Origin of the sequence: Ochrobactrum sp. MYb379, assembly GCF_037479515.1 — a bacterium.
Taxonomy (GTDB): Bacteria; Pseudomonadota; Alphaproteobacteria; order Rhizobiales; family Rhizobiaceae; genus Brucella.
The window spans coordinates 39389-66347 of sequence record NZ_JBBGYW010000023.1 but is presented as its reverse complement, the minus strand read 5'-3'; the positions used below and the strand labels follow the sequence as shown (position 1 = coordinate 66347).

The following is a 26959-nucleotide window of genomic DNA, read 5'->3' as shown; positions in this document are numbered from 1 at the left end:
CCTCTGGGCGCAGCCCTAACTTTTCCGGTTGTTTCTGTGTTTTTTAAAAGCCTGAAAAGCAGGTCTGAATTGGGCACTGCTGTTTTAAAGAAGTGTTCTGTTCAAGAAGCGAACCGGGAAGCTCTGCTTTTTGCGGGGTAGTTTATTTTTAAATTATATAGGAGTTTTCAATGGTGCGTAGATTTTTGTTATCAAGCCTTTGCCTAACTATGCTTTGCTCGACCTCATCCGCTGCGATTGTTCTCAATCGTGGCAATGACATTGACCCTTCGACGCTGGATCAGCAGCTTACTACAACTATCCAAGAAGATCGTGTCCTGAAAGACCTGTATGAAGGACTGGTCGCGCAGGATAGTAAAGGCCAACCCATTCCCGGTGCCGCCACATCATGGGAAATATCGCCAGATGGTTTGGTCTATACATTTCATATGCGTGAAAATGCGAAATGGTCGAATGGAGATCCAGTAACAGCCGGTGACTTTGAGTTCTCTTTTAAACGTCTGATGAATCCGGAAACCGCCGCAGGTTATGCCAGTATTCTTTTTGCAATCAAAAACGCGGAACAGATAGCGACGAGTAAGATGCCTGTCGATGAGCTGGGCGTAAAGGCGCTTGATGATCAGACGCTGTGCATTACGCTTAGCAGACCTACTCCGTATTTCATCGAACTGCTCACGCATAACACAGCTTATCCGGTCAACCCGAAGGCGGTCAAAGAGTTTGGATCAAAGTTTACACAGCCCGGACATATGATCAGCAATGGTGCCTACCAGCTTGTAAGCTTCAACCCCAACGACAAGATCGTCATGAAAAAGAATCCTTATTACTGGGATGCTGGAAATGTTCAGATTGATCAGGTGAACTGGATACCGTTTCAGGAACGTTCGAGCTGTATGCGTCGCTTCGAGGCTAAAGAGATTGATATCTGTACTGAAGTTGCTGCTGGACAGATGGATTATGTGAAGGAAAAGCTGGGAAAAGAATTCCGTCAAGCGCCTCAGCTCGGCATTTATTACATAGACATCAGAGGCGAGCCGGACAGCAAGCTGCGCGATTCACGCGTTCGTCAGGCCATTTCAATGACGATTGACCGCGATTTTCTAGCACAGGAAGTATGGCGCGGAACCATGTTGCCAGCCAGTTCCATGGTTCCACCCGGTATTCATAATTACGTTGCAGAGCCACCGAAGTTTAGTTTTGCCGGTCAGGATGTCCTCGACCGCGAAGACAAAGCCAAAGAGCTTCTGAAAGAAGCGGGTGTTGCGCCTGGTAGTCTTTCAATCGTTCTGAGATATGGCACATCTGAAAATCACAAGAACACGATGGCGGCCATTTCCGATATGCTTAAAGACATTGGCATAAAAGCCTCGCTTGATGAGGTCGATGGCACAACTTATTTCAACTATCTCGAGCAGAAAGGCATGTTTGATATCGCCCGTGACGGTTGGATTGGTGATTATAACGATCCAAACTCGTTCCTGTCTTTGTATACGACCGACAGTTATTTCAATTATGCGCAATGGTCACAAAAGAATTACGATGCGCTGATGGCAAAGTCACAAATCACCACAGATCTGGGTGAGAGAGCTAAATTACTTGCTGAAGCAGAGAAAATTCTGCTGCAAGACGGCGCAGTCGTGCCCCTGCTCTACTATTCTTCGACGGCACTCGTTGCCGATAAGGTCAAAGGCTACGACGATAATCTGATGAACTCTCACGCCACGCGCTGGCTATCGATAAAAGGCTAAAACAATACAATATACATAACGGGATTTGCTGGACCACATAAGCGTGGTTCAGCAATGGAGGATGATAGAAATGCTGGGCTACACGCTCCGACGATTGGGTAGTGCAATACCCACGATCTTTATAATAGTCACTTTGACATTCTTTCTTATACGGTTGGCTCCCGGTGGTCCTTTCGATCTTGAGCGTCCTATTGATCCGCTCATTCTAGAAAACCTTAAAAAGGCCTATAATATGGATGCGCCGCTCTGGCAGCAGTATCTTATTTACTTGGGCAATCTTGTGCAGGGTGATCTCGGCCCCAGCTTTACGCGCCGTGACTTTACCGTCAACGATCTGTTTGCATCGGGTTTGCCAGTATCCATCATGCTCGGTTCCCTTGGTCTGGCACTAGCCACTGTTCTTGGTACCATTTTGGGTACAATGGCGGCACTCAGACAGAATTCATCTGTTGATTATTTCGTTGTAGCAGTGGCTACATTCGGCATTACCACTCCAAATTTCGTCGTTGCTCCCCTACTCAGCCTCTTGTTTGGCGTAATCCTCGGTTGGGTTCCGGCTGGCGGCTGGTCGTCGGCCAACGTGCTTTACTGGATATTGCCAGTTTTGACTTTGGCTTTGCCTCAAGTTGGCGTTATCGCGCGTTTGGTACGTGGTGCATCCATTGAAGCTCTGCGCGCAAATCACGTTCGTACCGCTCGCGCTTACGGCCTGCCAGCACGCGTAGTTGTGGGCGTACACGCCTTGCGCGCAGCTATGCTACCAGCTGTTTCTTATCTCGGACCAACTGCTGCGGGCTTGCTCACCGGCTCGGTTGTGGTTGAAACGATCTTCGGCATTCCCGGTATTGGCCGCTATTTTGTGCAAGGCGCTTTGAGCCGAGATTATACCCTTGTTATGGGCACCGTTGTCGTCATCTCGATCTTTGTCGTGGTGTTTAACCTGATCGTCGATCTTCTTTATGCATGGCTTGATCCGAGGGTTCGCTATGACTGATTTTACCGCTGCAGTAGAAACTGAAAAGCTCGGTTCCGTCCAAAGCCGTTCGCTATGGCAAGATGCATGGCTTCGTCTGCGCAAGAACAAGGCCGCTGTTACAAGCGCAATTGTGCTTGTTGTTTTGGCACTGGCTGGCATTTTTGGGCCAATGGTTAGCCCGCATCCTTATGATAAAATCTATCCGCAATTCGTGCGTGTTGCACCGAGCCTTGAAGCATATCCACGTGCGGATACGATTATGCCCGGTCTTGATCGCGAATTGGCGCGTGCAAGGCTTCAATCAACCGCAGAACCGGAACTGAACGGAAATAGCATTGTTGTTGATTTTACGGCCCAACGACCGACTGATGAGCGCGTGTTGCGCTACTTCCAGCGTTCAGACCTGTTTAGCAATCCACAGATCGAACTTGCAGCCGATGGGCTTTCCGGCAAGCTGACGTTGAACGTGGCGCGTAATTATTTCGTTCTTGGCACTGATAATCTTGGTCGTGATCTGCTGACACGCATTTTTATTGGTGTTCGCATTTCTCTGTCGATTGGTCTGCTGGCTTCCGCAATGGCACTGATGCTCGGTGTCGGTTATGGCGCTATTTCTGGTTATCTTGGCGGTCGCGTTGATAATGTGATGATGCGCCTGGTGGATATTCTCTACTCACTGCCCTTCATCTTCTTCGTAATATTAATGCTCGTCTTCTTCGGGAGGTCGATATTCATCATTTTCATTGCCATTGGTGCAACGGAATGGCTGGATATGGCGCGCATTGTGCGTGGACAAACATTGAGCCTGAAACGACAAGAATTTGTGCAAGCAGCCGAAGCATTGGGCGCGACACGACGTGGCATCATCACGCGTCATATTATCCCGAATGCGCTGGGACCAGTGATCGTCTTCGTCACACTTCTTGTGCCAAAAGCCATTCTGCTTGAAAGCCTGTTGTCCTTTTTGGGCCTTGGCGTGCAAGATCCCCTCACCTCGCTTGGTCTTCTTATCTCGGAAGGTGCACAGAACATGCGCGGCGCAAGCTGGCTCCTGATCTGGCCTGCCGCAACCCTCACTATCATTCTGTTTGCGCTGAACTTCCTTGGCGACGGCCTGCGTGACAGCCTTGACCCGAAGGATCGCTGAGATGACAAAAGAAAACATTCTAAGCGTTCGCGATCTGCGTGTAACTTTCGATACACATGATGGTCCCGTTGAAGCGGTACGCGGCATCAATCTCGATGTAAAAGCCGGAGAAACCATCGCGATTGTTGGTGAATCCGGTTCTGGCAAAAGCCAGACCACCATGGCGATGATGGGATTGCTCGCACAAAACGGTAAAGCGACAGGTCAGGCGCTGTATCGCGGCCAAGACTTGATCGGTATGTCTGATAAGGCGCTCAACAAAATCCGTGGCGCAAAGATCACTATGATCTTTCAGGAGCCGATGACATCGCTTGATCCGCTTTATCGGATTGGTGATCAGTTGGCAGAACCCTTGCGTTATCATGGCGGTATGAGCAAGAAACAGGCGCGTCCACGTATTCTGGAATTGCTGAAGCTAGTCGGTATTCCTGAACCGGAACGCCGCATCGATAGCTACCCTTATGAGCTATCGGGAGGTCAGCGCCAGCGCGTCATGATCGCCATGGCACTTGCTAATCAGCCCGATATTCTGATTGCAGATGAGCCGACAACGGCGCTCGACGTCACCATTCAAGCGCAAATTCTCGATCTGTTGGCTGATCTGCAGCAGCGGCTCGGTATGGCCGTGGTCTTCATCACCCACGATCTTGGTATCGTGCGCCGCTTTGCCGACCGGGTCTATGTGATGCGCTCGGGTGAAGTTGTGGAAACCAATCAAACGGAAGAGCTTTTCACAGCGCCTGCACATCCTTACACGAAAATGCTGCTTGATGCAGAGCCGGAGGGTGAAAAGGCATCGCCTTCAGATGAATCGCCTGTGCTGATCCGAGCGGATAATGTGAAGGTCAACTTTCTCATCAACAAGCCATGGATTGGTGCTCCGACCTATATGACAGCGGTCAATGATGTTTCGCTGACATTGAAGGAAGGTCAGACGATTGGCATCGTTGGTGAATCAGGATCGGGAAAATCCACACTTGGACGAGCTATCCTGCGGCTGCTCCCTTCCGAGGGCCGTGTTGCCTATCTCGGTAAAGAGCTGCCGACAGACCCACAAGCCATGCGACCTAAACGCCGCGAGTTGCAGCTCGTATTTCAGGACCCATTCGGCTCACTCAGCCCACGTATGACTGTGGGCCGGATCATAACCGAAGGTCTGCTTATCCATGAGCCGCACCTTTCGGCAAAGGAACGGGATCGCCGTGCACAGGAAGCGCTGCGTGAAGTCGGCATGGACCCGGCAATGCGCAATCGTTACCCGCACGAGTTCTCTGGCGGCCAGCGCCAGCGTATCGCCATCGCACGCACGATGATCCTAAAACCAAAGGTAATCGTGCTTGACGAGCCGACCAGTGCACTGGATCGTTCCGTTCAGAAGCAGATCGTTACGCTGTTACGCGATCTGCAAAAGGAGCATGGCCTCTCCTATCTCTTCATCAGTCACGACATGGCTGTGGTACGCGCCGTGTCCGACTATGTTATTGTTATGAAGAACGGAAAGATCGTCGAACAGGGCGACACAGAACAGGTTTTCGATAATCCCCGCGAGGATTATACGAAGGCCCTCATGGCCGCAGCTCTGAGCGAGGAGCGGTTTGGTACAAACGACTAAATTAAACAAAAACGGGGCTTTGTCCCCGTTTTCTTATAAAGTGATAGAGATCTAAAACACCAAAGACCGATGAGCAGAAACGCCCGCGGAAACACCATCCGCAACAGACCATGCAACACTATGTGCGCCCCTTGAAATATCGCCGGCGGCATAGATGCCTTCAATGCTTGTTGCTTTCATCTCATCAGTTTTGATGGCTTTTCCAAGCGGCATATCTTCCAATATGCAACCAAATTGCTCAGCCAGCGGGCTGTTCAGGCGGTTGTATGGTCCAATGAATAATGCGTCAGCTTTCAATAGGCGACCGTCAGCAAGTTCGATCTCGGAGATGGATGCTCCCTCACCTCTTATGCCCGCAAGTGGTTTTGTTTCAATAGTGACGCCACGCTTTTCGAGTTCTGCCAACGTTGCAGCATCAGGCTCTTCGCCACCATTCAGATAGAATGTGGTCGGTCCCCACTCGGAGATAAGCATGGCTTGATGAGACGACATTGGCGACAGGTTCAACACGCCGAGTTTTTTGCCGCTGAACTCGTAGCCATGGCAATAAGGGCAATGAATAACCGATTTTCCCCAACGTTCAGCCAGCCCCGGTAAATCTGGCAAAACGTCAGAAATGCCGAAGGCAAATATGAGCCTGCGTCCGCTAACGACTTCGCCTGTATCCAACTCAATAGAGAAGTCATCAATCTGTCCGGTCCCGTTGATGGCCTTAGCCTCCGTTACTCTTACAGTCGGATAGGCTTTAACCTGCTCTTTTGCCGTTTCGAGCATCGCCGCCGGGCTGCTTCCGTCCTGAGCGAAGAAACCATGTGAATGTTCGGCAAAGCGGTTGCGTGGCTTGCCTGCATCAATCACGCGAACCGAGCGTCTACCGCGCGCCACATAGGTCGCCGCCGAAAGTCCGGCAAAGCTGCCACCGATAATAATCACGTCATGATGCGTCATGGGCTGTCTCCATGTCGAAAGTTGCGCCGCGTTCTATCGCGCGCTGATGAAAATCGGCGCTCAACATGGCGAGTGTCACTTCGCCAAAGCGTTTCAATAAAAGCGCTTCTGCATCGCTGAACGCCTTGTTGAGCGATGCGTTGACTGCCTGCTCGACGAGGCAACCCGGCATTTCCGTGCGATTGCTCATCGCAAGCAGCGATGGTTTGCCGATGGCGTTGTAAATGTCATGCAGCGTGACTTTGCTAAGATCGCAAGCGATCTCCCATCCGCCGCCATGACCTTTTTCGGAGCGCACATAGCTCTGCTCTCGCAGACCACTCATGACCCGACGCACGACAACGGGATTGGTGCCCATCGCTTTTGCGAGGACTTCGGAGGTCACGGGCTTTTTATACTCAGCCATGTGAAGGAGGACGTGGAGGACGCCCGAAAGTTTGCTATCTTTTTTCATGTAACTTTATATGTTACGAGTCTTCTGCTCTGTCAAGATAACCGAATATATGAAAGCAGTTTTTGGGACGTTCTTGTGCGGCTTTGTGTTAGAGTGGCCTTATGATTGATCTGTTTTCCCAGCTCGATAATCGAGAAAAGCTTGCCGAAGGCGCTGTTCTTTTGCGAGGATTTGCGCTCGCAAACGAAGTCGAAATTCTTAACGCCATGCAAGATGTTGAGAATGATGCATCTTTTCGGAATATGACGACGCCAGGCGGATTTCGCATGTCAGTCGCTATGACCAATTGCGGGTCTTTCGGCTGGGTGACGGACCGGAAGGGCTATCGTTACAGCGCCGTTGATCCTGAAACGGAAAAGCCGTGGCCTTCAATGCCGGGGGCATTTCGCGATCTTGCAGAGAGTGCTGCGGACGAAGCCGGTTATCCCGACTTTTCACCGGATGCCTGTCTCATCAATCGGTATGAACCCGGCGCCAAAATGTCTTTGCATCAGGATAAGGACGAGAAGGATTTCAAAAATCCGATTGTTTCTGTGTCGCTGGGACTACCCGCGACATTTCAATTCGGCGGATTGCAGCGCAGTGATCCGGTACGCAAATTCGTGCTTCACCACGGCGATGTGGTCGTTTGGGGTGGACCATCCCGACTCTTCTATCATGGCATTCTGCCATTGAAGGATGGAGAGTATCCGCAACTTGGTCGAAATCGCTATAATCTTAACTTTAGGAAATGCAATTAACTTTGACAAAAAAACTAATAAAAACAATAATATGTATATAATATTTAATATGTTAAACTAATATAGTGGATCCCTGGACCTCAGTTGTGAGGTCCAGGTTGCCGTTTATCACGTTAGTGCTTTATCACGCGTTTCAACATTGATGAAAAACGCAATCACGCCTGCCAACGCCAGAAGCCCCGCAAACATTGCAACAGCTATAATGAAACTTTGGCTGATAACGAGAGCGAGCGCTGACGGTGCCAACAATCCACCGAGACGTGCCATTGCACCCGCAGCTCCCATTCCGCTTGCGCGCAAGGCTGTTGGGAACAATTCAGGTGTCAACGCATAGAGCGCACCCCATGTGCCAAGCAAAGCAAAGCTCATAATGAGGATCGAAGCACCAACGAGAACCGAGTTTCCCGCCACCGTAAACAATACACAGGAAGCCGCACTGATGAACAGGAAGGTGATGAGTGTTTTGCGACGCCCCCATGCTTCCACGCCATAAGCTGCGAGCGCATATCCCGGCAACTGTGCCAAAGCAACGATAACCAAGAAGCCATAGCCGCGCACAAAGCCAAAGCCATCGCCTGCCAGCTTCGCTGGTATCCATGTGAAGATGCCGTAATAGGACACCGACACAAGGAACCAGATCGCAAGCGTTGTCAGCGTGCGCTGACGCAGGTTTGGCGACAGCAGCTTTTCGTTGGTCACAAGAAGCGGTGCTTCAAGTGTCGCTTTCGGAGGTAGTTCCGGCTTGCCATTCTTGCGCAGGACGCGGTTCATGACCGCCTTGGCTTCTTTTTCCTGCCCGGATTTAAGCAGGTGCATCGGCGATTCAGGAACCCAGAAACGCAACCAGATACCAATCAAGGCCGGTGCGGCAGTCACTACAAAGATATAGCGCCACGCATCAGCAACGCCGGCAAGGCTTGCAGCCCATGCAGCCAGAGCAATAATGACCGTCCCCACGGCCCAAAAGCCCTCTAGCATCACGAGCCAACGTCCGCGATTTTTGGAAGGGAGAAATTCGGCCATCATTGCATAGTCGACCGGCAATGTGCCACCGACGGCAATACCTGTGAGAAAGCGAAGGCCGAGCAGAATTGCGAAATTAGGCGAGAAAGCCGAAAGCAAACCGAAAACCGCGTCACAACTCACCGTGATGAGCAACACGCGACGGCGGCCATATTTGTCTGCCAGTCTGCCGAAAGCTGCGGCACCAATCAGCATACCTAAAAAGAAGAGTGTTCCCGTCTGTAAGGCTTGCGGGACAGTGAGGCCAAACGTCAGGGCGATCGATGCCGCGGTGAAGCCCACAGCTAAAACCTGCATAGCATCCGCGGCCCAGACCAAGCCAAATACGCCGAGAAGATTGCGCTGGAAAGGGCCGGTTCCAGCCTGATCCAACGTTTGTTCGATAGTAATTTTCATGCCGCGTAGATCCCCTTGTTCGGCCGAAACTTCTTAACGTCGCATTTGCTGCGCCTCTAATAGGCAGGTGTCAACACAGGAAAACCAAACCGGCTAATACTTTTGCTTAAATTGAGCATAAGTAGCTATCGCTGTGGTTTTTTCGTCACGCCTGGGAGTGGTTTCCTCGCAGTTGAAAAGCGTTTATGACCTTTGGTGTTGAAAAAAGAGGCATCTGCATGAGTCTGACGGCGCGGGATTTTGATATTGTTTGCGGCACGATGCCAACAGGTGAGTGCAACGCTATCACCGATGTTCCAGGCGTACTCGTTGGGCACCACACTTTATGCGACGGCGATATAAATACTGGCGTCACGGCGATCCTGCCGCATTCAGGCAATCTTTATCGTCATAAAGTTCTTGGTGCGGCCGATGTTATCAATGGCTTTGGCAAAAGCCTTGGCCTGATGCAGGTTGAAGAATTGGGGAGTATCGAAACCCCTATCCTGCTCACCAATACATTTGGCGTCGGTAGCTGCGCTAATGCACTTATTCGTGAGGCGATCAAAGCCAATCCGGATATTGGCCGCACGACTGCCACGGTCAATCCTGTCGTGCTTGAATGCAATGATGGGCCATTCAACGACATTCAGGCGATGGCTATTACTGAAGAGCATGCACGTCTCGCTTTGCAAAACGCCAGCAGCAGCTTTGCGCAGGGCAATTTCGGGGCCGGAACTGGAATGACATGCTTCGGTTTCAAAGGTGGTATCGGCAGTTCTTCTCGTCGATTTACCCTTGATGGAGCCGATTATCATGTTGGCATTCTGACGCTCACCAATTTTGGTCGTACTGGCGATCTCGTTCTGCCGGATGGCCGCAGGCCGTCGCCCAAAGCCTTAGCCCAACCCGAGCGAGGTTCAGTCATCGTTATACTGGCAACAGATATTCCGCTTGAACATCGTCAGCTAAAACGCATTGCCAAACGCTGTGGCGCTGGACTGGCAAGGCTTGGTGCTTTCTGGGGCAATGGCAGCGGCGATATCGCGCTTGGGTTTTCAACAGCGGTCACATTGGATCATGATGAGCCACGCGATCTCATGGCGATGCAGTGCCTGAATGAGAATCGGATTGATATTCTTTTCCGCGCAGCGGCCGAAGCCACACAGGAAGCTGTGTTGAATTCGATGTGCGCTGCAGAAACCTTTGTTGGTCGCGGGGGAAACCGCCGCATGTCCTTATCTGACTGGTTGAGACAAGCTGAGTCTCAGTGAGTCTCGAAATGACCTTTATCTGGATGACTGGTGCGCCTGTTCATCATAACAGCTTAACCGCACTAGGATTATATTTTAGATTAGAAAAATAGCTTAATATTATGATTAGTAATGATATTTAAGATAGATGAACGCTATTATAGTTTAAGCCGCAATATATCACACTGAAGAAATTTGTCGTTTTTGAGCGAATTATGAAGGGGGTTGTTAACCTTCATTTTTTATTACTAAGGCTCATTCGGGCGACATATCTATGGTTCAGGTATCATGCGTAATTTGAGAGAAAATCTTCCCCATACTGATGGCAATCGTGCAGAGTCTGCTCAGGAGCAGAAGCCGCAGCGCGACCCTTTGGGAGCGCATTCACCAGACTCCGACGGCGCATGGAAATCATATTTTTCGCTGGGTGCGAATGTTCGTTTTACACGGACCCCAGAGATTGATCTGGTTCGCCGTCGCGGTGAAGATTTGCCAGATATTAATGGACGTGCGAAGCCCGCTGAAGTGGATGCGGCTCCGGTCGAGATAGCAAAGGTTGCCGAAGCTCAGCCAATGGCTGTTGCAGCACTTCAGCAGTCCGTCTCACAGAACTTGGTTCGCACGCCCGTCGCACCGGTGCCGCCTGTTCTCCATACCGCTCCTGTTGCGCAACCGGTAGAAATTACTCCTGTGCAGGTTGCACCAATGACCGCAGTCGCACCAGCATCAGATGTTTCCGCCGCCATTTCAGCATTCGCCCATCTGTCCGACTTTGCTTTCTGGGAAGGCGTTGAGTTTGATTCAGCACCTGTGCTGTCTACGGTGGTTGTTGCGGAAGTTGCAGAACCTAAGCGCCCTGCTCCAAGCGTTGAATCGATCATCGCGCAGTTCCGTACTGTTGAGTGGAACAAGGCTAAGCCTCAGGAAGCACCGGCTGCTGTCGTAGAACAGCCTGCTCCGGTTGCTGAAGTCGTTCAGCCGGTGCCGGTTGCTCCAGCTCCACAGCCAGTTGCTGCTCCCGTTGCAGAAGTAAAAATTGAAGCACCTCGCGCGCCTGTTGTAGGGGCGGCACCTCAGGCACCTGTCGAAGTTGCTGCAGAAGCAACGGAAGATGAAGTCGTGCTTACTGTCGCTGAAGCAGAAGAGCACGTGATCGAGGAAGTTGTGGCTCCTGCACCTGTTGCAGAAGCCCCGAAAGTTGCTGCCCCTGCCAAAACTGCACCCTCAATTGCTCTTTATCAGCCGCAGCCCCTCCCCCGTACCGAGGCTGTCGTCATGCATGGCGACTACGAGTTTCCGCCGCGTGATCTGCTGCAAGAGCCTCCTTCGCTTGATGGTAATCTCATCACTCAGGAAATGCTTGAGCGCAGCGCTGGCCTCCTCGAAAGCGTTCTGGAAGACTTTGGCGTACGCGGTGAAATCATCCATGTTCGCCCCGGTCCTGTCGTCACGCTCTATGAATTTGAACCGGCACCCGGCGTAAAGTCTTCGCGTGTGATTGGTTTGTCTGACGATATTGCACGGTCAATGTCAGCATTGTCCGCACGTGTTGCGGTTATTCCAGGTCGCAACGTCATCGGTATCGAACTGCCAAACGCCTGTCGCGAAACTGTCTATCTCCGCGAAATGATTGACTCCCGTACGTTCGAATCTTCGAACTATCGTCTGCCGCTTTGCCTAGGCAAGGGCATCGGTGGCGAGCCAATCATCGCAGAACTTGCAAAGATGCCTCACCTGCTCGTTGCTGGCACCACTGGCTCCGGTAAGTCTGTTGCAATCAACACAATGATCCTGTCGCTGCTCTACCGCTTCAAGCCGGAAGAATGCCGCTTGATCATGGTCGATCCGAAGATGCTGGAACTCTCCATTTATGATGGCATTCCGCACCTGCTGACGCCGGTTGTTACAGATCCGAAGAAGGCCGTTGTCGCTCTGAAATGGGCCGTACGCGAAATGGAAGACCGCTATCGCAAGATGGCACGTCTGGGCGTCCGCAATATCGAAGGCTTCAATCAGCGTGCAGCGTCTGCCAAGGGCAAGGGCGAAACCGTGATGTGCACGGTGCAGTCCGGCTTCGACAAGGAAACGGGCGAAGCGACCTATGTGCAGGAAGAGCTCGATCTGACGCCAATGCCATATATCGTCGTCATCATCGACGAAATGGCTGACCTGATGATGGTCGCGGGCAAGGACATCGAAGGCGCTGTTCAGCGTCTTGCACAGATGGCGCGTGCTGCTGGTATCCACCTCATTATGGCGACGCAGCGCCCTTCGGTTGACGTTATCACAGGTACAATCAAGGCCAACTTCCCGACCCGTATTTCATTCCAGGTTACATCGAAGATCGACAGCCGCACCATTCTTGGTGAAATGGGTGCTGAACAGCTTCTCGGTCAGGGTGACATGCTGCATATGGCCAGTGGTGGCCGTATCGTTCGCGTTCATGGACCATTCGTATCGGATGAAGAAGTCGAAAAGGTCGTCAATCATCTGAAGGAACAGGGCCGTCCGGATTATCTGGCGACCGTGACAGAAGATGAGGAAGACGACGACACATCACAGGACGCAGCAGTCTTCGATGCTTCGGCCATGGGTTCAGAAGACAGCGACGATGTCTATGAGCAGGCAGTGAAAGTTGTTTTGCGCGATAAGAAGTGCTCCACCTCTTACATCCAGCGTCGCCTCGGCATCGGTTACAACCGTGCAGCCTCGCTTGTTGAGCGTATGGAACAGGAAGGTCTGGTCGGTGCGGCTAATCATGTTGGAAAGCGTGAAATCCTAACCGGCAATCGCGACTAACTTACAAATTTACGAGCTATAAATTGCCGGGTTGTAGAAGCGACCCGGCTTTTTCATATGCATATGTAAGGGCTTACGCAGGGTTGCATTTGGTGCTTGTCAAGTTCCCCAATAAGGTTAATAATCTGTTCATTCGCACATTCTTGACTACCGGACGGAGTAGCCTTTGAGGCTTCTGCCGTACCCAAAAACAGGGAGAATGATCGATGAGAAGCATTACTATCGGACCAAGTACAAAGCACACGCCCGTAACGACGCAGATGCTCCAGAATGCTCAAACGCAAATGCAGAAGCCTTCTGAAGATAAGACCCAAGTTTGCAATGTTCTTCGTCTTTCAAAAGGCGGCTACTCGCATCGCAGACGCAAAGTTCAAAAAAGTGCATAAAAATTTTGGATAATTTAAAGCGCCGCATCCGGTCAGAGGGATGTCGGCGCTATTTCTTATTGCGCAATCACGTTCTTTTGCCTTGGTCACCCTTTATCGCAAAGCGCATATGGAGTATTTCAAGCGGCAATCCTCCCCCATTGCCCAGGAATAACTTATGACAACGCCCGCTGAAGCCCACTCCATACCGCAAAAGAAGAAATCTCGTTTCTTCCTTGGCTTCATGGCGGTTCTGGGGGCGCTATTTTTCGGATTGTTTTTGAGCCTTGGCATCTGGCAAGTGGAGCGCCTGCAATGGAAGCTCGACTTGATTGCCCGCGTCGATGCGCGCGTTCATGCAGAGCCGGTCGCTGCTCCGGGCAAAGATGATTGGGCCAATGTCAATCAGGCTGATGACGAGTATCGGCATGTTACGCTGACCGGTTCTTACCTCAATGATAAGGAAGTGCTGGTTCGTGCGTTGACCGAACGTGGATCGGGTTTTTGGGTGCTTACACCGATGCGTTCAAATGACGATACACTGACTTTCATTAATCGTGGTTTCATTCCCGATGCCAAACGCGATCCGTCTTTACGTACCGAAACGCAAATCGCGGGCGAAACAACTGTAACAGGCCTTCTGCGTCTGCCCGAGCCGGATGGCTTCTTTCTACGTCCAAATGACCCTGCCCGCAATGAGTGGAACTCGCGCGATGTCAAAGCCTTCGCCGAAAAAGAAGGCTTGGGAATAGTCGCGCCCTATTTCATTGATGCGGACGCTAAATCCAATCCGGGCAATGCGCCGATTGGTGGGCTGACGGTTGTTACTTTTCGCAACAACCATCTGTCTTATGCAATCACATGGTTTGCGCTTGCAGCTATGATTGCTGGTGCTGCCGTTTTTGTGTGGCGGCACGAAAAAAAGTCAAAAGACTAAGCATGCAGCGCATGGCCGAGTGCTTTCATACTGGCCTCGGCAAAGCCTTCTCCTAGCGTTGGATGAGCGTGGATGGTTCCGGCTATATCCTCAAGGCGGGTGCCTGTTTCCACAGCAAGCGCAAAGGCAGATGACAGCTCGGAAATTCCGACGCCGACGGCCTGAATACCAAGTATCAGATGATTATCAGCGCGGGCGACAACCCGGATAAAGCCATCCTCACGCTCAATAGTCATCGCACGTCCATTGGCCTGAAACGGGAAAATGCCGGTCTGGATATTCTGCCCTGCCTTGCGCGCTTCATCCGGAGATAAGCCGACTGTTACGATCTCGGGGTCAGTGAAACACACTGCCGGGATGCAGCGCTTATCCCAGGCTTGTTTGCCGCCTGCTACGATTTCAGCAACCATTTCGCCCTGCGCCATAGCGCGATGTGCTAGCATAGGTTCGCCTGTCACGTCGCCAATAGCATAAACCCCGCGCATGGAGGTGCGGCATCTATCATCGATGCGGATAAAGCGACCGTCCATATCGAGCCGGATTTCGCTCAAACCCCAGCCATCGGTTTGCGGTTTGCGCCCAACGGTGACAAGAACTTTGTCAGCGGAGATCGAATGCATCTTGCCATCAGTCAGCACGACATCCAGCGCTTTTCCATCAGCGGATAAGCCTTTGGCAGAAGTGTTCGTCAGCACTTCAACGCCGAGTGCTTTCAGCCTTGCCATAATCGGGCGTGTCAGCTCAGCATCATATTGCGGCAGGATGCGATCAGTGGCTTCAACGATTGTCACTTTTGCACCAAGCTTTGCAAAGGCTGTGCCGATCTCAAGCCCGATATAGCCACCGCCAACAATCGCAAGCTTCTCTGGTATTTTATCCAGTGAAAGCGCTTCGGTTGAAGAGATAACATTTCCGCCAAACGGTAGCGCCTGGATTTCAACTGGTACGGAACCCGTAGCGATCACGATGTTCTCGGCATGGATAGTCTGACGACCGGTGTCGGTATCGACCACAACGGTTTTACCATCCATAAAACGCGCCTGCCCCTGGAACATGCGCACGCGGGAGCGTTTCAGAAGCCCGGCCACTCCGCTATTCAAGCGGTTGACGATACCGTCTTTCCATTCAAGTGTTTTGGCAAAATTGATCTTAGGATTTTCAGCTGTGATGCCAAGCGCACCTTTCGACGCAAATGTCGTGAGACGATGAAACTCGTCAGCGGCATGGATAACAGCTTTGGACGGTATGCAGCCGACATTGAGACAGGCACCACCCAGCCGCTTTTTCTCAACCAGAACTGTATCAATACCAAGCTGGCCTGCGCGAATACCGCAGACATAACCGCCGGGACCGCCGCCAATGATCAGAAGTTTGCAGGAAATCTCACTCATCCGATCAGCCCTCTACAAAAATCATCGCAGGCGTTTCCAGCAGGCTTTTCAGCTTCTGCACGAAGACTGCCGCATCCCATCCATCGATAACCCGATGGTCGAAGCTGCACGACAGGTTCATTATCTTGCGCGGCAGAAATTGTGTGCCGTCCCACATCGGACGTATCGCCATTTTGTTTATGCCAACAATCGCGACTTCCGGTCGATTGATAATCGGCGTGGTTGCGATGGCGCCTAGTGACCCCAATGATGTGATGGTTATGGTCGAGCCTGTCAGTTCTTCTCGTTTAGCTGTGCCGTTGCGCGCTGCTTCCGTCACGCGAAAAAGTTCCGATGAGGCTGCAAATACAGACAGACTTTCCGCATGCCGCACCACAGGCACTATAAGGCCGTTTGGCGTCTGTGTGGCAATGCCGACATGTACACCGCCAAACTGACGAATAATGTCTGCTTCATCATCAAAATGTGCGTTGAGCCCCGGCTGTTCTTTGACTGCCTTGACGATTGTACGGATAATAAATGGCAGCAAGGTCAGGCGCGGACGTCCTTCCTTTTTCTCGTTGTTAAGCCCTGTACGAAGATCTTCAAGCTGGGTCACATCCACTTCTTCAACGATAGTAATGTGCGGAATATGACGTTTTGCTTCGGCCATGCGCTCAGCAATCTTACGCCGCAGGCCGATGACCTTAATCTCGTTGATCGAGGTGTCTGCAACATAACCCAGCATAGCTGGTGCAGCGCCACTTTCAGTCTGGAAAAAAGCGTCCAGATCTTCATGCGTAATGCGCCCGGCGGGGCCGCTGCCTTTTACACGTCTTAAATCAATGCCGCCATCGCGTGCGCGCAACCTGACCGATGGTGTTGCCAGTGGCTTTTCGCCCTCTGCGCGCACTGGTCCTGCTCCGGTAAAGGCCCTGCTTGAGTTTTCTTTTTTCTGTGCAACAGCTTTAGGTGGAACCGGCGTCTGTAACAGCACAGGCGCTTCCGCGCTGGCTGGTTGCGGCTGAGGTGTTTCAGCGGGCGCAGCAGCTACAGGTTCTGGTACTTCCACTTTTTGTTCGCTGCTTGCACCTTCGATTTCAAGGCGGACCAGTTCGGAGCCAACAGCAATTTTCTCGCCGATTTCACCATTGACCGCGATGACTTTACCACTACGCGAAGAAGGGATTTCAACTGTTGCCTTATCGGTCATGACGGCAGCAAGTAGGTCGTCCTCCCGTACAATATCGCCAACCTTCACATGCCATTCGACAAGTTCAGCCTCTGCAACGCCTTCGCCAACATCAGGGAGCTTGATCGCAAAATGAGCCATTTAAGCCTCCATGATTGAAACAAGTGCGCGACCGACACGATCTGGCCCCGGAAAATAAGCCCATTCCTGCGCATGTGGGTATGGCGTATCCCAGCCGGTCACACGGATGATAGGTGCTTCGAGATGATAGAAACATTCGCGCTGCACGAGAGCAGCAAGCTCAGCGCCATAACCGCAAGTCAATGTTGCTTCATGCACAATGACACAACGCCCGGTCTTCCTGACGGAAGCCATAATTGTTTCCGTATCGAGCGGGAGCAGCGTGCGCAGGTCAATCACTTCGGCATCGACGCCGGTTTCTTCAGTCGCTGCTAATGCCACATGGACCATGGTGCCATAGGCCAGCACGGTCACATCGCTGCCTTCACGTCTGATCGCGGCCTTGCCGAGCGGCACGGTATAATAACCCTCGGGTACTTCTCCGAGATCATGCTTTTTCCATGATGTGACCGGCCTGTCGTGGTGTCCATCGAAAGGTCCATTATAGAGACGCTTTGGCTCAAACATGATCACCGGATCAGGATCTTCAATCGCTGCCAGCAACAGGCCTTTGGCGTCAGCTGGCGTTGAAGGCATAACTGTTTTCAGACCAGAAACATGCGTGAAAAGCGCCTCGGGGCTTTGGCTGTGCGTTTGACCGCCATAAATGCCACCACCAGACGGCATACGGATCACCATAGGGCATGTAAACTCACCCGCCGAGCGATAACGCATACGCGCGGCTTCCGAGACGATCTGGTCGTAGGCCGGATAAACATAATCGGCAAACTGCACTTCGATACAGGGGCGCAAACCATAAGTCGCCATGCCAATAGCTGTGCCGACAATGCCTAGCTCGCTGATAGGCGCATCGAAACAGCGGTCCTTGCCGTATTTCTTCTGCAAGCCAGCTGTGCAACGGAAAACCCCACCGAAATAACCAACGTCTTCGCCGAAGACGACAACCTTTTCATCACGCTCCATGGCAATGTCATGAGCGTTCTGGATCGCTTCAATCATAGTCAGTTTAGTCATAATTAAAACCCCGCCTCCTGACGCTGCCGAACAAGATGCGGTGGTGTTTCCGCGTAAACATCTTCGAACATGTCGCGCATCGAGGGTTTTCGACCATCATGAAGTGTGCCGATAGCTTCTGCTTCGCGCTGCGCACTCACTACGAGGTCGAGAATTTCCGCTTCTGCTTGTTTGTGCCGCTCGTCGGACCAGACGCCCCGAGTAATCAGGTGATTTTTAAGCCGAAGTATCGGATCACCCAAAGGCCAGGCATCGTTTTCAGCCTTCGGGCGATAAGCGGAAGGATCGTCAGACGTTGAATGGCCGCCAGCGCGATACGTCACGTATTCGACAATCGTCGGCCCAAGATTACGGCGCGCGCGTTCTACTGCCCATTTACCGACAGCATGTACGGCCAGATAATCGTTGCCATCAACACGAAGCGAAGGAATGCCAAAGCCGTGGCCGCGTGCCGCAAACGTGCCAGAACCGCCACGCGCAATGCCCTGAAACGTCGAGATCGCCCATTGATTATTGACGATATTCAAAACAACCGGGGCTTTATAGGTAGACGCAAAAACCAGCGCTGCATGAAAGTCGCTTTCAGCGGTAGAGCCGTCACCAATCCATGCAGCGGCAATTTTGGTGTCATGGCTTATGGCTGAGGCCATCGCCCAACCCACAGCCTGCGTGTATTGCGTGGCGAGATTGCCCGAAATGGTGAAGAAGCCATGCTCTTTCGAGGAATACATGACGGGCAGCTGACGACCTTTAAGCGGATCTGCTTCATTTGAAAAAATCTGGTTCATCAGGCTGACAAGCGGATAATCGTCAGCGATTAGAAGCCCTGCCTGCCGGTAGGTCGGGAAATTCATATCGCCCTTGCGCAGCGCCTTACGGAACGCGCAACTAACCGCCTCTTCACCCAGATGCTGCATATAAAATGAAGTCTTACCCTGCCGCTGCGCCATCATCATCCGCGCATCATACGCGCGCAGGATCATCATATGACGAAGACCTTCTTTCAGCTCATCATCGCTCAGCGTACCCGCCCATGGACCGACCGCCTCACCGTCTCTGTTCAAAACACGGATGATGCTGAAAGCAAGATCGCGCATCGATTCCGGCTTCTCGTCGATCTCCGGCCGTCTGACACTTCCAGCCCGCGGGATTTTCACATGGGAGAAATCCGGCGTATCGCCCGGGCGCCATTCCGGTTCAGGGACATGCAAAGAAAGCACAACATCATCGCTCATGCAGGTGTTCCTCAAAACGTGCATTTAATGTCGAACGAGAGAGCCGATTATTGGTTCCGGCAAATTTGATGCCGGTTTGTCATTGGCTAAGAATACGGCGCAATGACCTCATTTCTCCCATGCGAAGCATTGCTGATTTCCTCCTTCAACACTGCTTTCGTCAGGATGGAACGGCATAAAAAATAAAGCAATATTATTTTTCTTATTGCACATTAAATACCATCAGAGCGGTTCTCTTGGATTGGATAAATAGCGTAATAAAATTTCTTCATTCTTCTAAATGCAGCATATGAAAGGAATTTATCGAAATTTTAAACAGTGAATATACGAAATATTATTACGAAATGCATCGCAAAATTAGAGTACCAATCGGTACTATACGCCACCATTTTTTAGATGATTTATTTTGAGCAAAAGAAAACGGCCCGTTTCCGGGCCGTTATCACAAGCAGTTAGTGATGTTTGTTGCCTTCACGCGCAAGTTCTGCGGTGGGGTCTCCGTTGAGCCGCCTCCTCGCTCTGTCATCCATCAACTCGTACCACATTGCATTCAGGACTGCGAAAGCGACTGCGAGTGGCAGGCCAAGAAGCCACGAAAAATACCACATTTTGCTTTCCTTTCTTGATAACGTTTGTGCGGACGGCGTGCGTCCACGGATCAATTAGTAGGCGTGATTGCTTTCGTCCTCGATATCGCTTTTCTCGACCTTACCCCACAGGACTTTATAGACCCACGACGTATACGCGACGATGAGCGGCAGGAAGATCAACGTCACCACGAGCATGATGAACAGTGTCATATGGCTAGACGATGCATCCCAAACAGTGAGGCTTGAACGCAAATCTATCGACGATGGCAAGATGAACGGGAACATCGAAACGCCAACCGACGCAATGATCCCAAAGATGGAAACCGCTCCAAACAGAATTGGTGCCAGTTCCTTTCGCATCCGCAGCGCGATAAGTACGAGCAACGGTCCCAAAATGCCAAGAGCGGGCGCAATGAGCAGCACTGGATAGTTCATATAGTTATCGAACCAGGCTGCATGATCCAGCTCCACGACCTTGCGCAGCGGGTTCGACGGACCATCCGGCACCACAGTGCTGGTGATCTTATAACCCGAAACCCACATCCAGCTGATGACGCCAGCAAGTACATAGAGCGCTGTGGTCGTGATGGCTGCAACACTGCCATACGAGCGCGCCCGCGCCTGAACAGTACCCGTCGTTTTAAGCACGAGCCACGACGCACCATGCATAACCAGCATAGCGACAGACAGCAGACCGCACAGCAGAGCAAACGGATTGAGCAGACCGAAGAACGTTCCATCGTAGAAAATCTGAAGATCACCATTGAAGCGGAACGGAACACCCTGCAGCACATTGCCGACAGCAACGCCGAAGATCAATGACGGTACAAAGCCACCAATGAAGAGCGCCCAGTCCCAACCAGTGCGCCATGTCTGACTTTCTCGCTTTGAACGAAACTTAAAGCCGACGGGGCGCAGAATAAGGGCGAACAAAATGGCAAACATCGCCAGATAAAAGCCCGAAAAGGACACCGCATAGAGAGGGGGCCACGCAGCAAAAATTGCACCACCGCCCAGAACCAGCCACACCTGATTGCCTTCCCAGACCGGGCCGATTGTGTTGATGACGACGCGACGCTCCAGATCCGTCTTGCCTGCAAAGGGCAATAACATGCCAACACCAAGGTCAAAACCATCCATTGCGGCAAAGCCGATCAACAATACGCCAAGCAATACCCACCAGATGATGCGCAGTGTTTCATAATCTAACAAATCGCTGAGTATCATGACTTGTACTCCACTGGTGCGATGATTTCAGGCGCAAGTTTTGCTTCAGGCTGGCTATCGGGTGCTGGTCCTGCTTTGATCGCACGCAACATCAGAGCCATTTCGATAACGAATAGAACCGTGTAAATCGCGACAAAGCAGACAATCGTGAACAAGACCGTCGATGCTCCAAGGTTAGAAACAGCGACTGCCGTTGGAAGAATGCCTTCGATAATCCAAGGCTGACGCCCAAACTCGGCAACGATCCAGCCCATTTCGGCTGCTATCCACGGTAGCGGGATCGCAAACACTGCGATTTTGAGCAACAATGGATGCCGGTCCAACTTGCGACGTGCAGATAGCACAAAGAATGTGCCAGTCAGCAAGATCAGGAACAAACCAATACCGACCATGATACGGAATGCCCAGAACAGTGGTAGAACGCCGGGAACCGTATCGTTTGCAGCCTGCGTTATCTGTGCATCAGTCGCCTGACGCGGATCATCGATATAGCGCTTTAGAAGAAGCGCATAGCCCATCCACTGACTGTTATCCGCGAATGCATCCCGCACATCCTGCGATACCGCATTTGTATCATGTGCAGCTCGAATTTGCTGCAAAGCATCATAGGCGATAATACCTTTGCGGATATGGCCCTGCGCATTTTCAACAAGCTGTTCGATGCCTTCAATTGGCGTCGTCAGCGAGCGCGTTCCGATCAGGCCCATGACCCATGGAATATGAACCGCAAAATGGGTTTCGCGTGCTTCCTGATCCGGGAAACCAAATGCAGTAAACGACGCTGGAGCGGGTTCAGTTTCCCACATAGCTTCGATGGCTGCGATCTTCATCTTCTGATGTTCGTTGGCGAGATAACCACTTTCGTCACCTAGAACGACGACAGAAAGAGACGCCGCGAGACCAAAGGATGCGGCAACCGTCATCGAACGCTTGGCTAATTCAGTCGAACGGCCTTTCAGCAAATACCATGCAGAAACGCCAAGAACGAAAATAGAAGCGGTTACGTAACCTGCTGAGACCGTATGAACGAATTTTGCCTGTGCTACCGGGTTCATCAAAACTGCGAAGAAATCAGTGATTTCCATGCGCATGGTTTCTGGATTGAAGGCGGATCCGACCGGATTCTGCATCCAGCCATTCGCAATCAGAATCCACAATGCCGAGAAATTGGAACCAGCAGCGACTGCGTAAGTGGCCATGAGATGGCCTATCTTGGACAATCGGTCCCAGCCAAAGAAAAACAGGCCAACGAAGGTCGCTTCAAGGAAGAAGGCCATCATGCCTTCAATGGCGAGCGGCGCTCCGAAAATGTCACCGACATAATGGCTGTAATAGCTCCAGTTCATACCGAACTGAAATTCCATCACAACACCTGTCGCGACACCCATAGCAAAGTTGATACCAAACAGCGTACCCCAGAATTTGGTCATCTGCCGCCAGATGAGCCTTCCGGTCATGACATATACGGTTTCCATGATGGCAAGCAGCACGGAAAGACCAAGTGTCAGAGGTACGAAGAGGAAGTGATAAAGTGCCGTGATTGCGAACTGCAATCGCGACAGGGAGACAATATCGAATTCCATCTCTTTAGCCGAAAATTCCGGCCCTCCTGATGTTATGAGCTGCTGCCGACTTTGCCGAAAACAGCCCCCTACTCGTATTTTACCTCAGGGAATTGAGGGTTTCGCCAAAAAGCGCCTCTCCTTTGGACATCGACTGAACAAGAGCGCCTTGATCCAAAACAATCGCCCGATCACAAATCCGTGCTTCGCGCTGAATATGCGTGGCGATCAACAGCGTACGACCTTCTGCCTGTTCACTCAGGCGGGAAAGCACGTCTTCAGCGGTCGCCTGATCTAGCCCTTCGGTTGGCTCATCAAGCAGCCACAAAGGAGCGTCGGTCAGGAACAGACGAGCCAGTGCAAGTCGTCTGGCCTGACCGCCAGACAGTCCAAGCCCGCCCTCGCCCAAAGGCGTATCCAGACCTTCGGGCTGAGATTTCATGAATTCGCCCAGCCCTGCGGCTTCCAATGCAGCGTTTAAATCGGCATCGCTGGCATTTGGATTTGCAAGCATGAGATTGTTGCGAAGGCTGTCTTTGAAAAGCTCGGTGCGTTGGGTCAAAAGGCGAGCAGGAAGAACCTGAACTTCGCCGCTTTCGCCTTTAACCTCTCCTGCAAGCACGTTGAATAGCGTGGACTTACCTGCGCCACTTGTGCCGATCACAGCAACGCGCTCGCCTTCTTTGACGGTGAGATTTATAGCTTTTAAAGGAGTTACTGTAGAATATTCATGACGAACAACAACGCTTTGAAGTTCAATAGCAATTCCATTTTTTGGAAGGCTTAAATTCTGGACATTATCCGAAGCTGAAAGCGCAGGCCCAACGCGGCGCGCCGCCAATATTGTACGGCCAAGCTCCATCGCTCCGCGTCTTAGTGCTGCAAACGGCTCCATTGAACCAAGAATAATAAGCAGCCCCAGTGCGGCAACCGGCGCATTGATAAGCTGAGCTTGCATAAGGAGGCCGACACAGATGAGCCCACCTGCCATCAAGCCAGCATGAAGAATCCCAAGCTTGGCACCGGTTGAGACTTCAATACGATTAAGTGTGCGGTCACTCGATTCAATATAACTGTCGGCGCGCAATATGCTGGCGTTCTGATTAACCAGCCGTCCCGCCATAATAAGCTCTGTCTGCCCTGCAACCAGATCAATGGTGCGTGCCCGTAACGCTTCTGTTCCTTTGGCGCGCTGGCGCATCGGCTTTTCAGAGCGTCTTGCGGCACGAAGCGGGAAACCGAGTCCAAAACTCAAAATTATCAGCGCAAAGACCAACCCAAAGGCTGGATGCATCAGCCCTAGAGCAAATCCTGCGATGATAGCCGTTACAAGAGCCGCACCTGCAGGCACGAGCACACGCAGATAAAGAGAGTCGAGTGCATCAATATCGGCAGTCAGCCGGAACAACAGTCGTGCAGGCCGCTTGAGTAAAGCATTAGCCGCAGCGGGCCGCGCCCATGCACGAAACAGCTTTTCACGAAGAGCCGCCAAAATAGCGAGTGTGGCTTCATGCGTCACCAACCGCTCCAGATAACGCGTTCCTGTGCGAAGAACAGCAAAGAAGCGAATACCCGCGGCAGGCATAAACACGTCGAAGACAATCGCAGTCGAAACACTCAAACCAGCAATTGCCGTCGCTGTAATAAACCAGCCCGACAGGCCGAGCAGTGAAATGCCTGCCAGCACTGTCATTGTGGCGGCAAGAATACCTGCAAGAAGGAGCTTACCTTTGCTATTGAAGAAAAGGCGAAAAATGGGCCGAAGTGATTGAAGACCATTCATTCCGCTGCCCTCTTCTGCCAGATTTCTGTTGTGGCGCTCATCTCATCCAGTCGAATGATGCGATCCATGCGGCTTGCCAGCTTTTCGTCATGCGTGGAGATGATCAGCGTCTTACCCTTGGCAAGATTGATAAGGCTGTCAGCAATGCGGTCTGCCGTTTCATGATCCAAGTGCGCTGTTGGCTCATCGGCAAGGATAATGTCTGCATTCTGATCGACCGCAACACGTGCCAAAGCCAGCCTGAGCGCTTCACCACCAGAAAGACCTGCACCATTTTCGCCAATACCCCCTGCGCCAGTAATTCCTGCGACATGGCCGAGCGCCATCTGCTCAACGATGGTTTGTGTTTTCTTTGCATCGGCGTCACGGCCAAGAGTAATATTAAATCGCGCACTGCCAGCAAATATATGCGGCTTTTGCCCTACCCATCGCATCCTTGAACGCAGGGTTGCCGCCGTTTCATCGTGAAGTGGCATGCCGCCAACACGGATTTCGCCTGTCTGCGGCGCAGCAAGTCCCGCAATCAAAGCCAGCAATGTCGACTTGCCATAGCCACTGGGAGCTAGGATCGCGACATGCTCACCCGGCTCAACATCGAGATTGAACCCTTTGAAGATGTCTGGTCCATTGCCGTAGTGAAAACCAATATCTCGCATAATCAGCGAAGGTTCGGTTTCCGATTTATTTGCGTGCTGAACAGCGCCCAGAACAGGCATTTCATGGGCGGCCAGATTTTCCAGCGCATCGATCGCTGCTTCGCCTGACGCACGATCATGCCAAACGCTCGAGAGATCACGCAGAGGCTCGAAAAACGCAGGTGCAAGCAGAAGGATAAAGAGACCCTCGGCAAGTGTAAGCTTATGCCCCCATGCACCAAAATCGAGTGTTCCGAGAAGATGGAAGCCGATATAGACCGCAACCATGGCAACGCCGATAGCCGCGAAAAGCTCAAGAACAGCCGATGAAAGAAAAGCAATCCGCAAAACAATCATCGTCTTTTTGCGCAAGGATTCAGCATTATCGCGCAAACGGGTTGCGGTCATATCCACTGCATGAAAGCTGCGGATAGTCGCCAGACCGCGAAGCCGGTCGAGCAGAAAACCATTCATATCACCCAGGGCGACAAGCTGCTTTTCACTGGCCGCTTTAGCGCGCCATCCGATCAGGGCCATAAAAATCGGGATCAAAGGGGCTGCAATCAGCAAGGTCAGTGCAGCTATCCATGAAAACCACAACACTGCCACCAGAATTGCGAGCGGCACCAGCATGACGCGAATGCGAACGGGCACAAAACGCGATAGATAAGGAACAACCATTTCGGCCTGTTCGGCAAGAATGCTGGCGGCCTCACCCGAAGATGCGCGTGACGTATCAAGCGGTGAGCGCTGTGATAGTGCAGTAACCGCCTTTTCGCGCAGCTTTGCAAGTTCTGAACGTGCGGCATCGAAAGCCATCGTCGCACCACGCGCATCAAGCAAGCTGCGTATGCAGCCAAGAAGGAAGAGTGCAGCTGCTAAATAATAGATTGTTGCATCAAAGCCGGTATTGGCGAGCAAGCCTACACCGTAAGCAAGGATTGCGGCTTGTGGCAGCCATATGAGCGCTGCCACTGCCTGAAGTCGCGCCCCCTTTTTGAGGAGAGATGGGACCGGACGGCGACGCGAACGATGTTTGTCGTCCGTTTTTTCGCTGTCCTGTTGCGTCACTTCTTCCGTTTGGGCGCGCGCGACTGTCACTCTCGCTTAGGCTCCTTTTTGGCCGCTGTTCTGCCGCGTCCCAGAGCAACGATCCTATCGGTCGTTTCCAGAAAACGCGTAACCTTGGCACCAAGCGCCAGAAGGCTGGTTAATCGGTCTGTATCGAGCTTCTTGACATCATCATACCAGTTGGTGAGCCGTTCAATGAGCGCATACATATCTTTCATGCGCTCTTGTGCGAACTTGTCGCCGTCATCTTGCGGCTGCTCCATCAACACTTCGCGCAACACAGTCAACGTCGGGTCGATTTCGCGCTTCTTGCGTTCTTCAGCCAGAGTTCGCAAAATTACCCACACATCGCCGGGTGTCGTGAAAAAGTCGCGACGGTCTCCCGGTATGTGCTTTAACAACACAAGGTTCCAGCCCTGTAACTCGCGGATACCCATTGAGACATTGGAGCGCGATACGCCCAGTGATTCAACAATATCATCCGCACACAGAGGTTCAGACGATAGATAAAGCAGCGCATAGATTTGACCAACCGTACGGTTGATACCCCAGCGGCTACCCATCTCTCCGAAGTGGAGCACAAACGACTGAACAATTGGCGATAATTCCAAGTCTTCTCTCCCGTAAATTCTGAATTTTCAGAAATTACTGAAATCCAGATAATTTAAATTGCCTGATCCTTCAATCCGCATGTCTGGATGCAGGGTGCATATGGACAATTGGCCGCAGTCCTCAGCACTCCTCCAAATGCCTCAGACCAAG

The 26959-nt window shown here is 51.8% G+C and carries 22 protein-coding genes; 9 read left to right on the top strand and 13 right to left on the bottom strand.

What is annotated here, in order from left to right:
- Positions 1-170 precede the first annotated feature (170 nt).
- The 4 genes from WH356_RS23085 to WH356_RS23070 all read left to right on the top strand — a co-directional run bounded on the left by WH356_RS23085 (position 171) and on the right by WH356_RS23070 (position 5483).
- Positions 171-1748, top strand: coding sequence for a peptide ABC transporter substrate-binding protein (locus tag WH356_RS23085; RefSeq protein WP_339515094.1), 1578 nt, complete (start codon positions 171-173; stop codon positions 1746-1748).
- 70 nt (positions 1749-1818) lie between these two features.
- Positions 1819-2742 (top strand): ABC transporter permease subunit, encoded by a 924-nt coding sequence (locus WH356_RS23080; RefSeq protein ID WP_339515092.1) that lies wholly within the window; start codon positions 1819-1821, stop codon positions 2740-2742.
- Positions 2735-3871 carry an ABC transporter permease gene (locus WH356_RS23075; protein ID WP_339515090.1) on the top strand — a complete coding sequence of 379 codons (1137 nt, stop codon included), beginning with the start codon at positions 2735-2737 and terminating at the stop codon, positions 3869-3871. The genes WH356_RS23080 and WH356_RS23075 overlap by 8 nt, the downstream gene beginning before the upstream one ends.
- A gap of 1 nt (position 3872) precedes the next feature.
- Entirely contained in the window at positions 3873-5483 is a 1611-nt protein-coding gene (locus WH356_RS23070) for an ABC transporter ATP-binding protein (RefSeq protein WP_339515088.1), read from the top strand.
- Positions 5484-5534: 51 nt separating this feature from the next.
- On the opposite strand, the gene WH356_RS23065 is transcribed toward WH356_RS23070, so the two are convergent.
- Together WH356_RS23065 and WH356_RS23060 are read right to left on the bottom strand one after the other, a co-directional pair.
- On the bottom strand, positions 5535-6431 hold the full coding sequence (locus tag WH356_RS23065) for an NAD(P)/FAD-dependent oxidoreductase (RefSeq protein WP_339515086.1): 897 nt from the start codon (positions 6429-6431) through the stop codon (positions 5535-5537).
- Positions 6418-6885: an Rrf2 family transcriptional regulator gene (locus WH356_RS23060; RefSeq protein WP_339515084.1), complete on the bottom strand. Its 468-nt coding sequence runs from the start codon at positions 6883-6885 to the stop codon at positions 6418-6420. The genes WH356_RS23065 and WH356_RS23060 overlap by 14 nt, the downstream gene beginning before the upstream one ends.
- A gap of 101 nt (positions 6886-6986) precedes the next feature.
- Between WH356_RS23060 and alkB the strand changes: the two genes are divergently transcribed.
- Positions 6987-7625, top strand: coding sequence for a DNA oxidative demethylase AlkB (alkB, locus tag WH356_RS23055; protein WP_339515082.1), 639 nt, complete (start codon positions 6987-6989; stop codon positions 7623-7625).
- A gap of 108 nt (positions 7626-7733) precedes the next feature.
- On the opposite strand, the gene WH356_RS23050 is transcribed toward alkB, so the two are convergent.
- Complete coding sequence (locus tag WH356_RS23050) at positions 7734-9044, bottom strand: MFS transporter (RefSeq protein ID WP_339515080.1); 1311 nt, start codon at positions 9042-9044, stop codon at positions 7734-7736.
- Positions 9045-9262: 218 nt separating this feature from the next.
- On the opposite strand from WH356_RS23050, the gene WH356_RS23045 reads away from it, so the two are divergent.
- The 4 genes from WH356_RS23045 (at position 9263) to WH356_RS23030 (ending at position 14377) form a co-directional block, all read left to right on the top strand.
- A complete protein-coding gene (locus WH356_RS23045) occupies positions 9263-10297 on the top strand; it encodes a DmpA family aminopeptidase (protein WP_339515078.1) in 1035 nt (344 codons plus the stop codon).
- Positions 10298-10564: 267 nt separating this feature from the next.
- Positions 10565-13075, top strand: coding sequence for a DNA translocase FtsK (locus WH356_RS23040; protein WP_339515076.1), 2511 nt, complete (start codon positions 10565-10567; stop codon positions 13073-13075).
- A gap of 206 nt (positions 13076-13281) precedes the next feature.
- Positions 13282-13461, top strand: a complete 180-nt coding sequence (locus tag WH356_RS23035) for a hypothetical protein (RefSeq protein WP_339515074.1) — start codon at positions 13282-13284, stop codon at positions 13459-13461.
- Between the two features lie 157 nt (positions 13462-13618).
- Positions 13619-14377, top strand: a complete 759-nt coding sequence (locus tag WH356_RS23030) for an SURF1 family protein (protein WP_339515072.1) — start codon at positions 13619-13621, stop codon at positions 14375-14377.
- Here the strand turns inward: WH356_RS23030 and lpdA are convergent.
- The 10 genes from lpdA to WH356_RS22980 form a co-directional block, all read right to left on the bottom strand.
- On the bottom strand, positions 14374-15768 hold the full coding sequence (gene lpdA / locus WH356_RS23025; protein ID WP_339515070.1) for a dihydrolipoyl dehydrogenase: 1395 nt from the start codon (positions 15766-15768) through the stop codon (positions 14374-14376). The genes WH356_RS23030 and lpdA overlap by 4 nt on opposite strands.
- 4 nt (positions 15769-15772) lie before the next feature.
- Positions 15773-17080, bottom strand: a complete 1308-nt coding sequence (locus tag WH356_RS23020) for a dihydrolipoamide acetyltransferase family protein (RefSeq protein ID WP_339515068.1) — start codon at positions 17078-17080, stop codon at positions 15773-15775.
- On the bottom strand, positions 17081-18094 hold the full coding sequence (locus WH356_RS23015) for an alpha-ketoacid dehydrogenase subunit beta (RefSeq protein WP_339515067.1): 1014 nt from the start codon (positions 18092-18094) through the stop codon (positions 17081-17083).
- A gap of 2 nt (positions 18095-18096) precedes the next feature.
- Positions 18097-19329, bottom strand: a complete 1233-nt coding sequence (locus tag WH356_RS23010; RefSeq protein WP_339515066.1) for a 3-methyl-2-oxobutanoate dehydrogenase (2-methylpropanoyl-transferring) subunit alpha — start codon at positions 19327-19329, stop codon at positions 18097-18099.
- Positions 19330-19781: 452 nt separating this feature from the next.
- On the bottom strand, positions 19782-19937 hold the full coding sequence (cydX, locus tag WH356_RS23005; protein WP_339515064.1) for a cytochrome bd-I oxidase subunit CydX: 156 nt from the start codon (positions 19935-19937) through the stop codon (positions 19782-19784).
- A 54-nt stretch (positions 19938-19991) separates the two neighbouring features.
- Positions 19992-21146, bottom strand: a complete 1155-nt coding sequence (cydB, locus tag WH356_RS23000; RefSeq protein ID WP_339515062.1) for a cytochrome d ubiquinol oxidase subunit II — start codon at positions 21144-21146, stop codon at positions 19992-19994.
- Positions 21143-22729 (bottom strand): cytochrome ubiquinol oxidase subunit I, encoded by a 1587-nt coding sequence (locus WH356_RS22995; protein ID WP_339515060.1) that lies wholly within the window; start codon positions 22727-22729, stop codon positions 21143-21145. Before WH356_RS22995 ends, cydB begins: the two co-directional genes overlap by 4 nt.
- A gap of 79 nt (positions 22730-22808) precedes the next feature.
- A complete protein-coding gene (gene cydC, locus WH356_RS22990; RefSeq protein ID WP_339515058.1) occupies positions 22809-24491 on the bottom strand; it encodes a thiol reductant ABC exporter subunit CydC in 1683 nt (560 codons plus the stop codon).
- Entirely contained in the window at positions 24488-26227 is a 1740-nt protein-coding gene (gene cydD, locus WH356_RS22985) for a thiol reductant ABC exporter subunit CydD (protein ID WP_445253725.1), read from the bottom strand. Before cydD ends, cydC begins: the two co-directional genes overlap by 4 nt.
- Positions 26224-26808: a GbsR/MarR family transcriptional regulator gene (locus WH356_RS22980; protein ID WP_339515056.1), complete on the bottom strand. Its 585-nt coding sequence runs from the start codon at positions 26806-26808 to the stop codon at positions 26224-26226. The genes cydD and WH356_RS22980 overlap by 4 nt, the downstream gene beginning before the upstream one ends.
- Positions 26809-26959 lie beyond the last annotated feature (151 nt).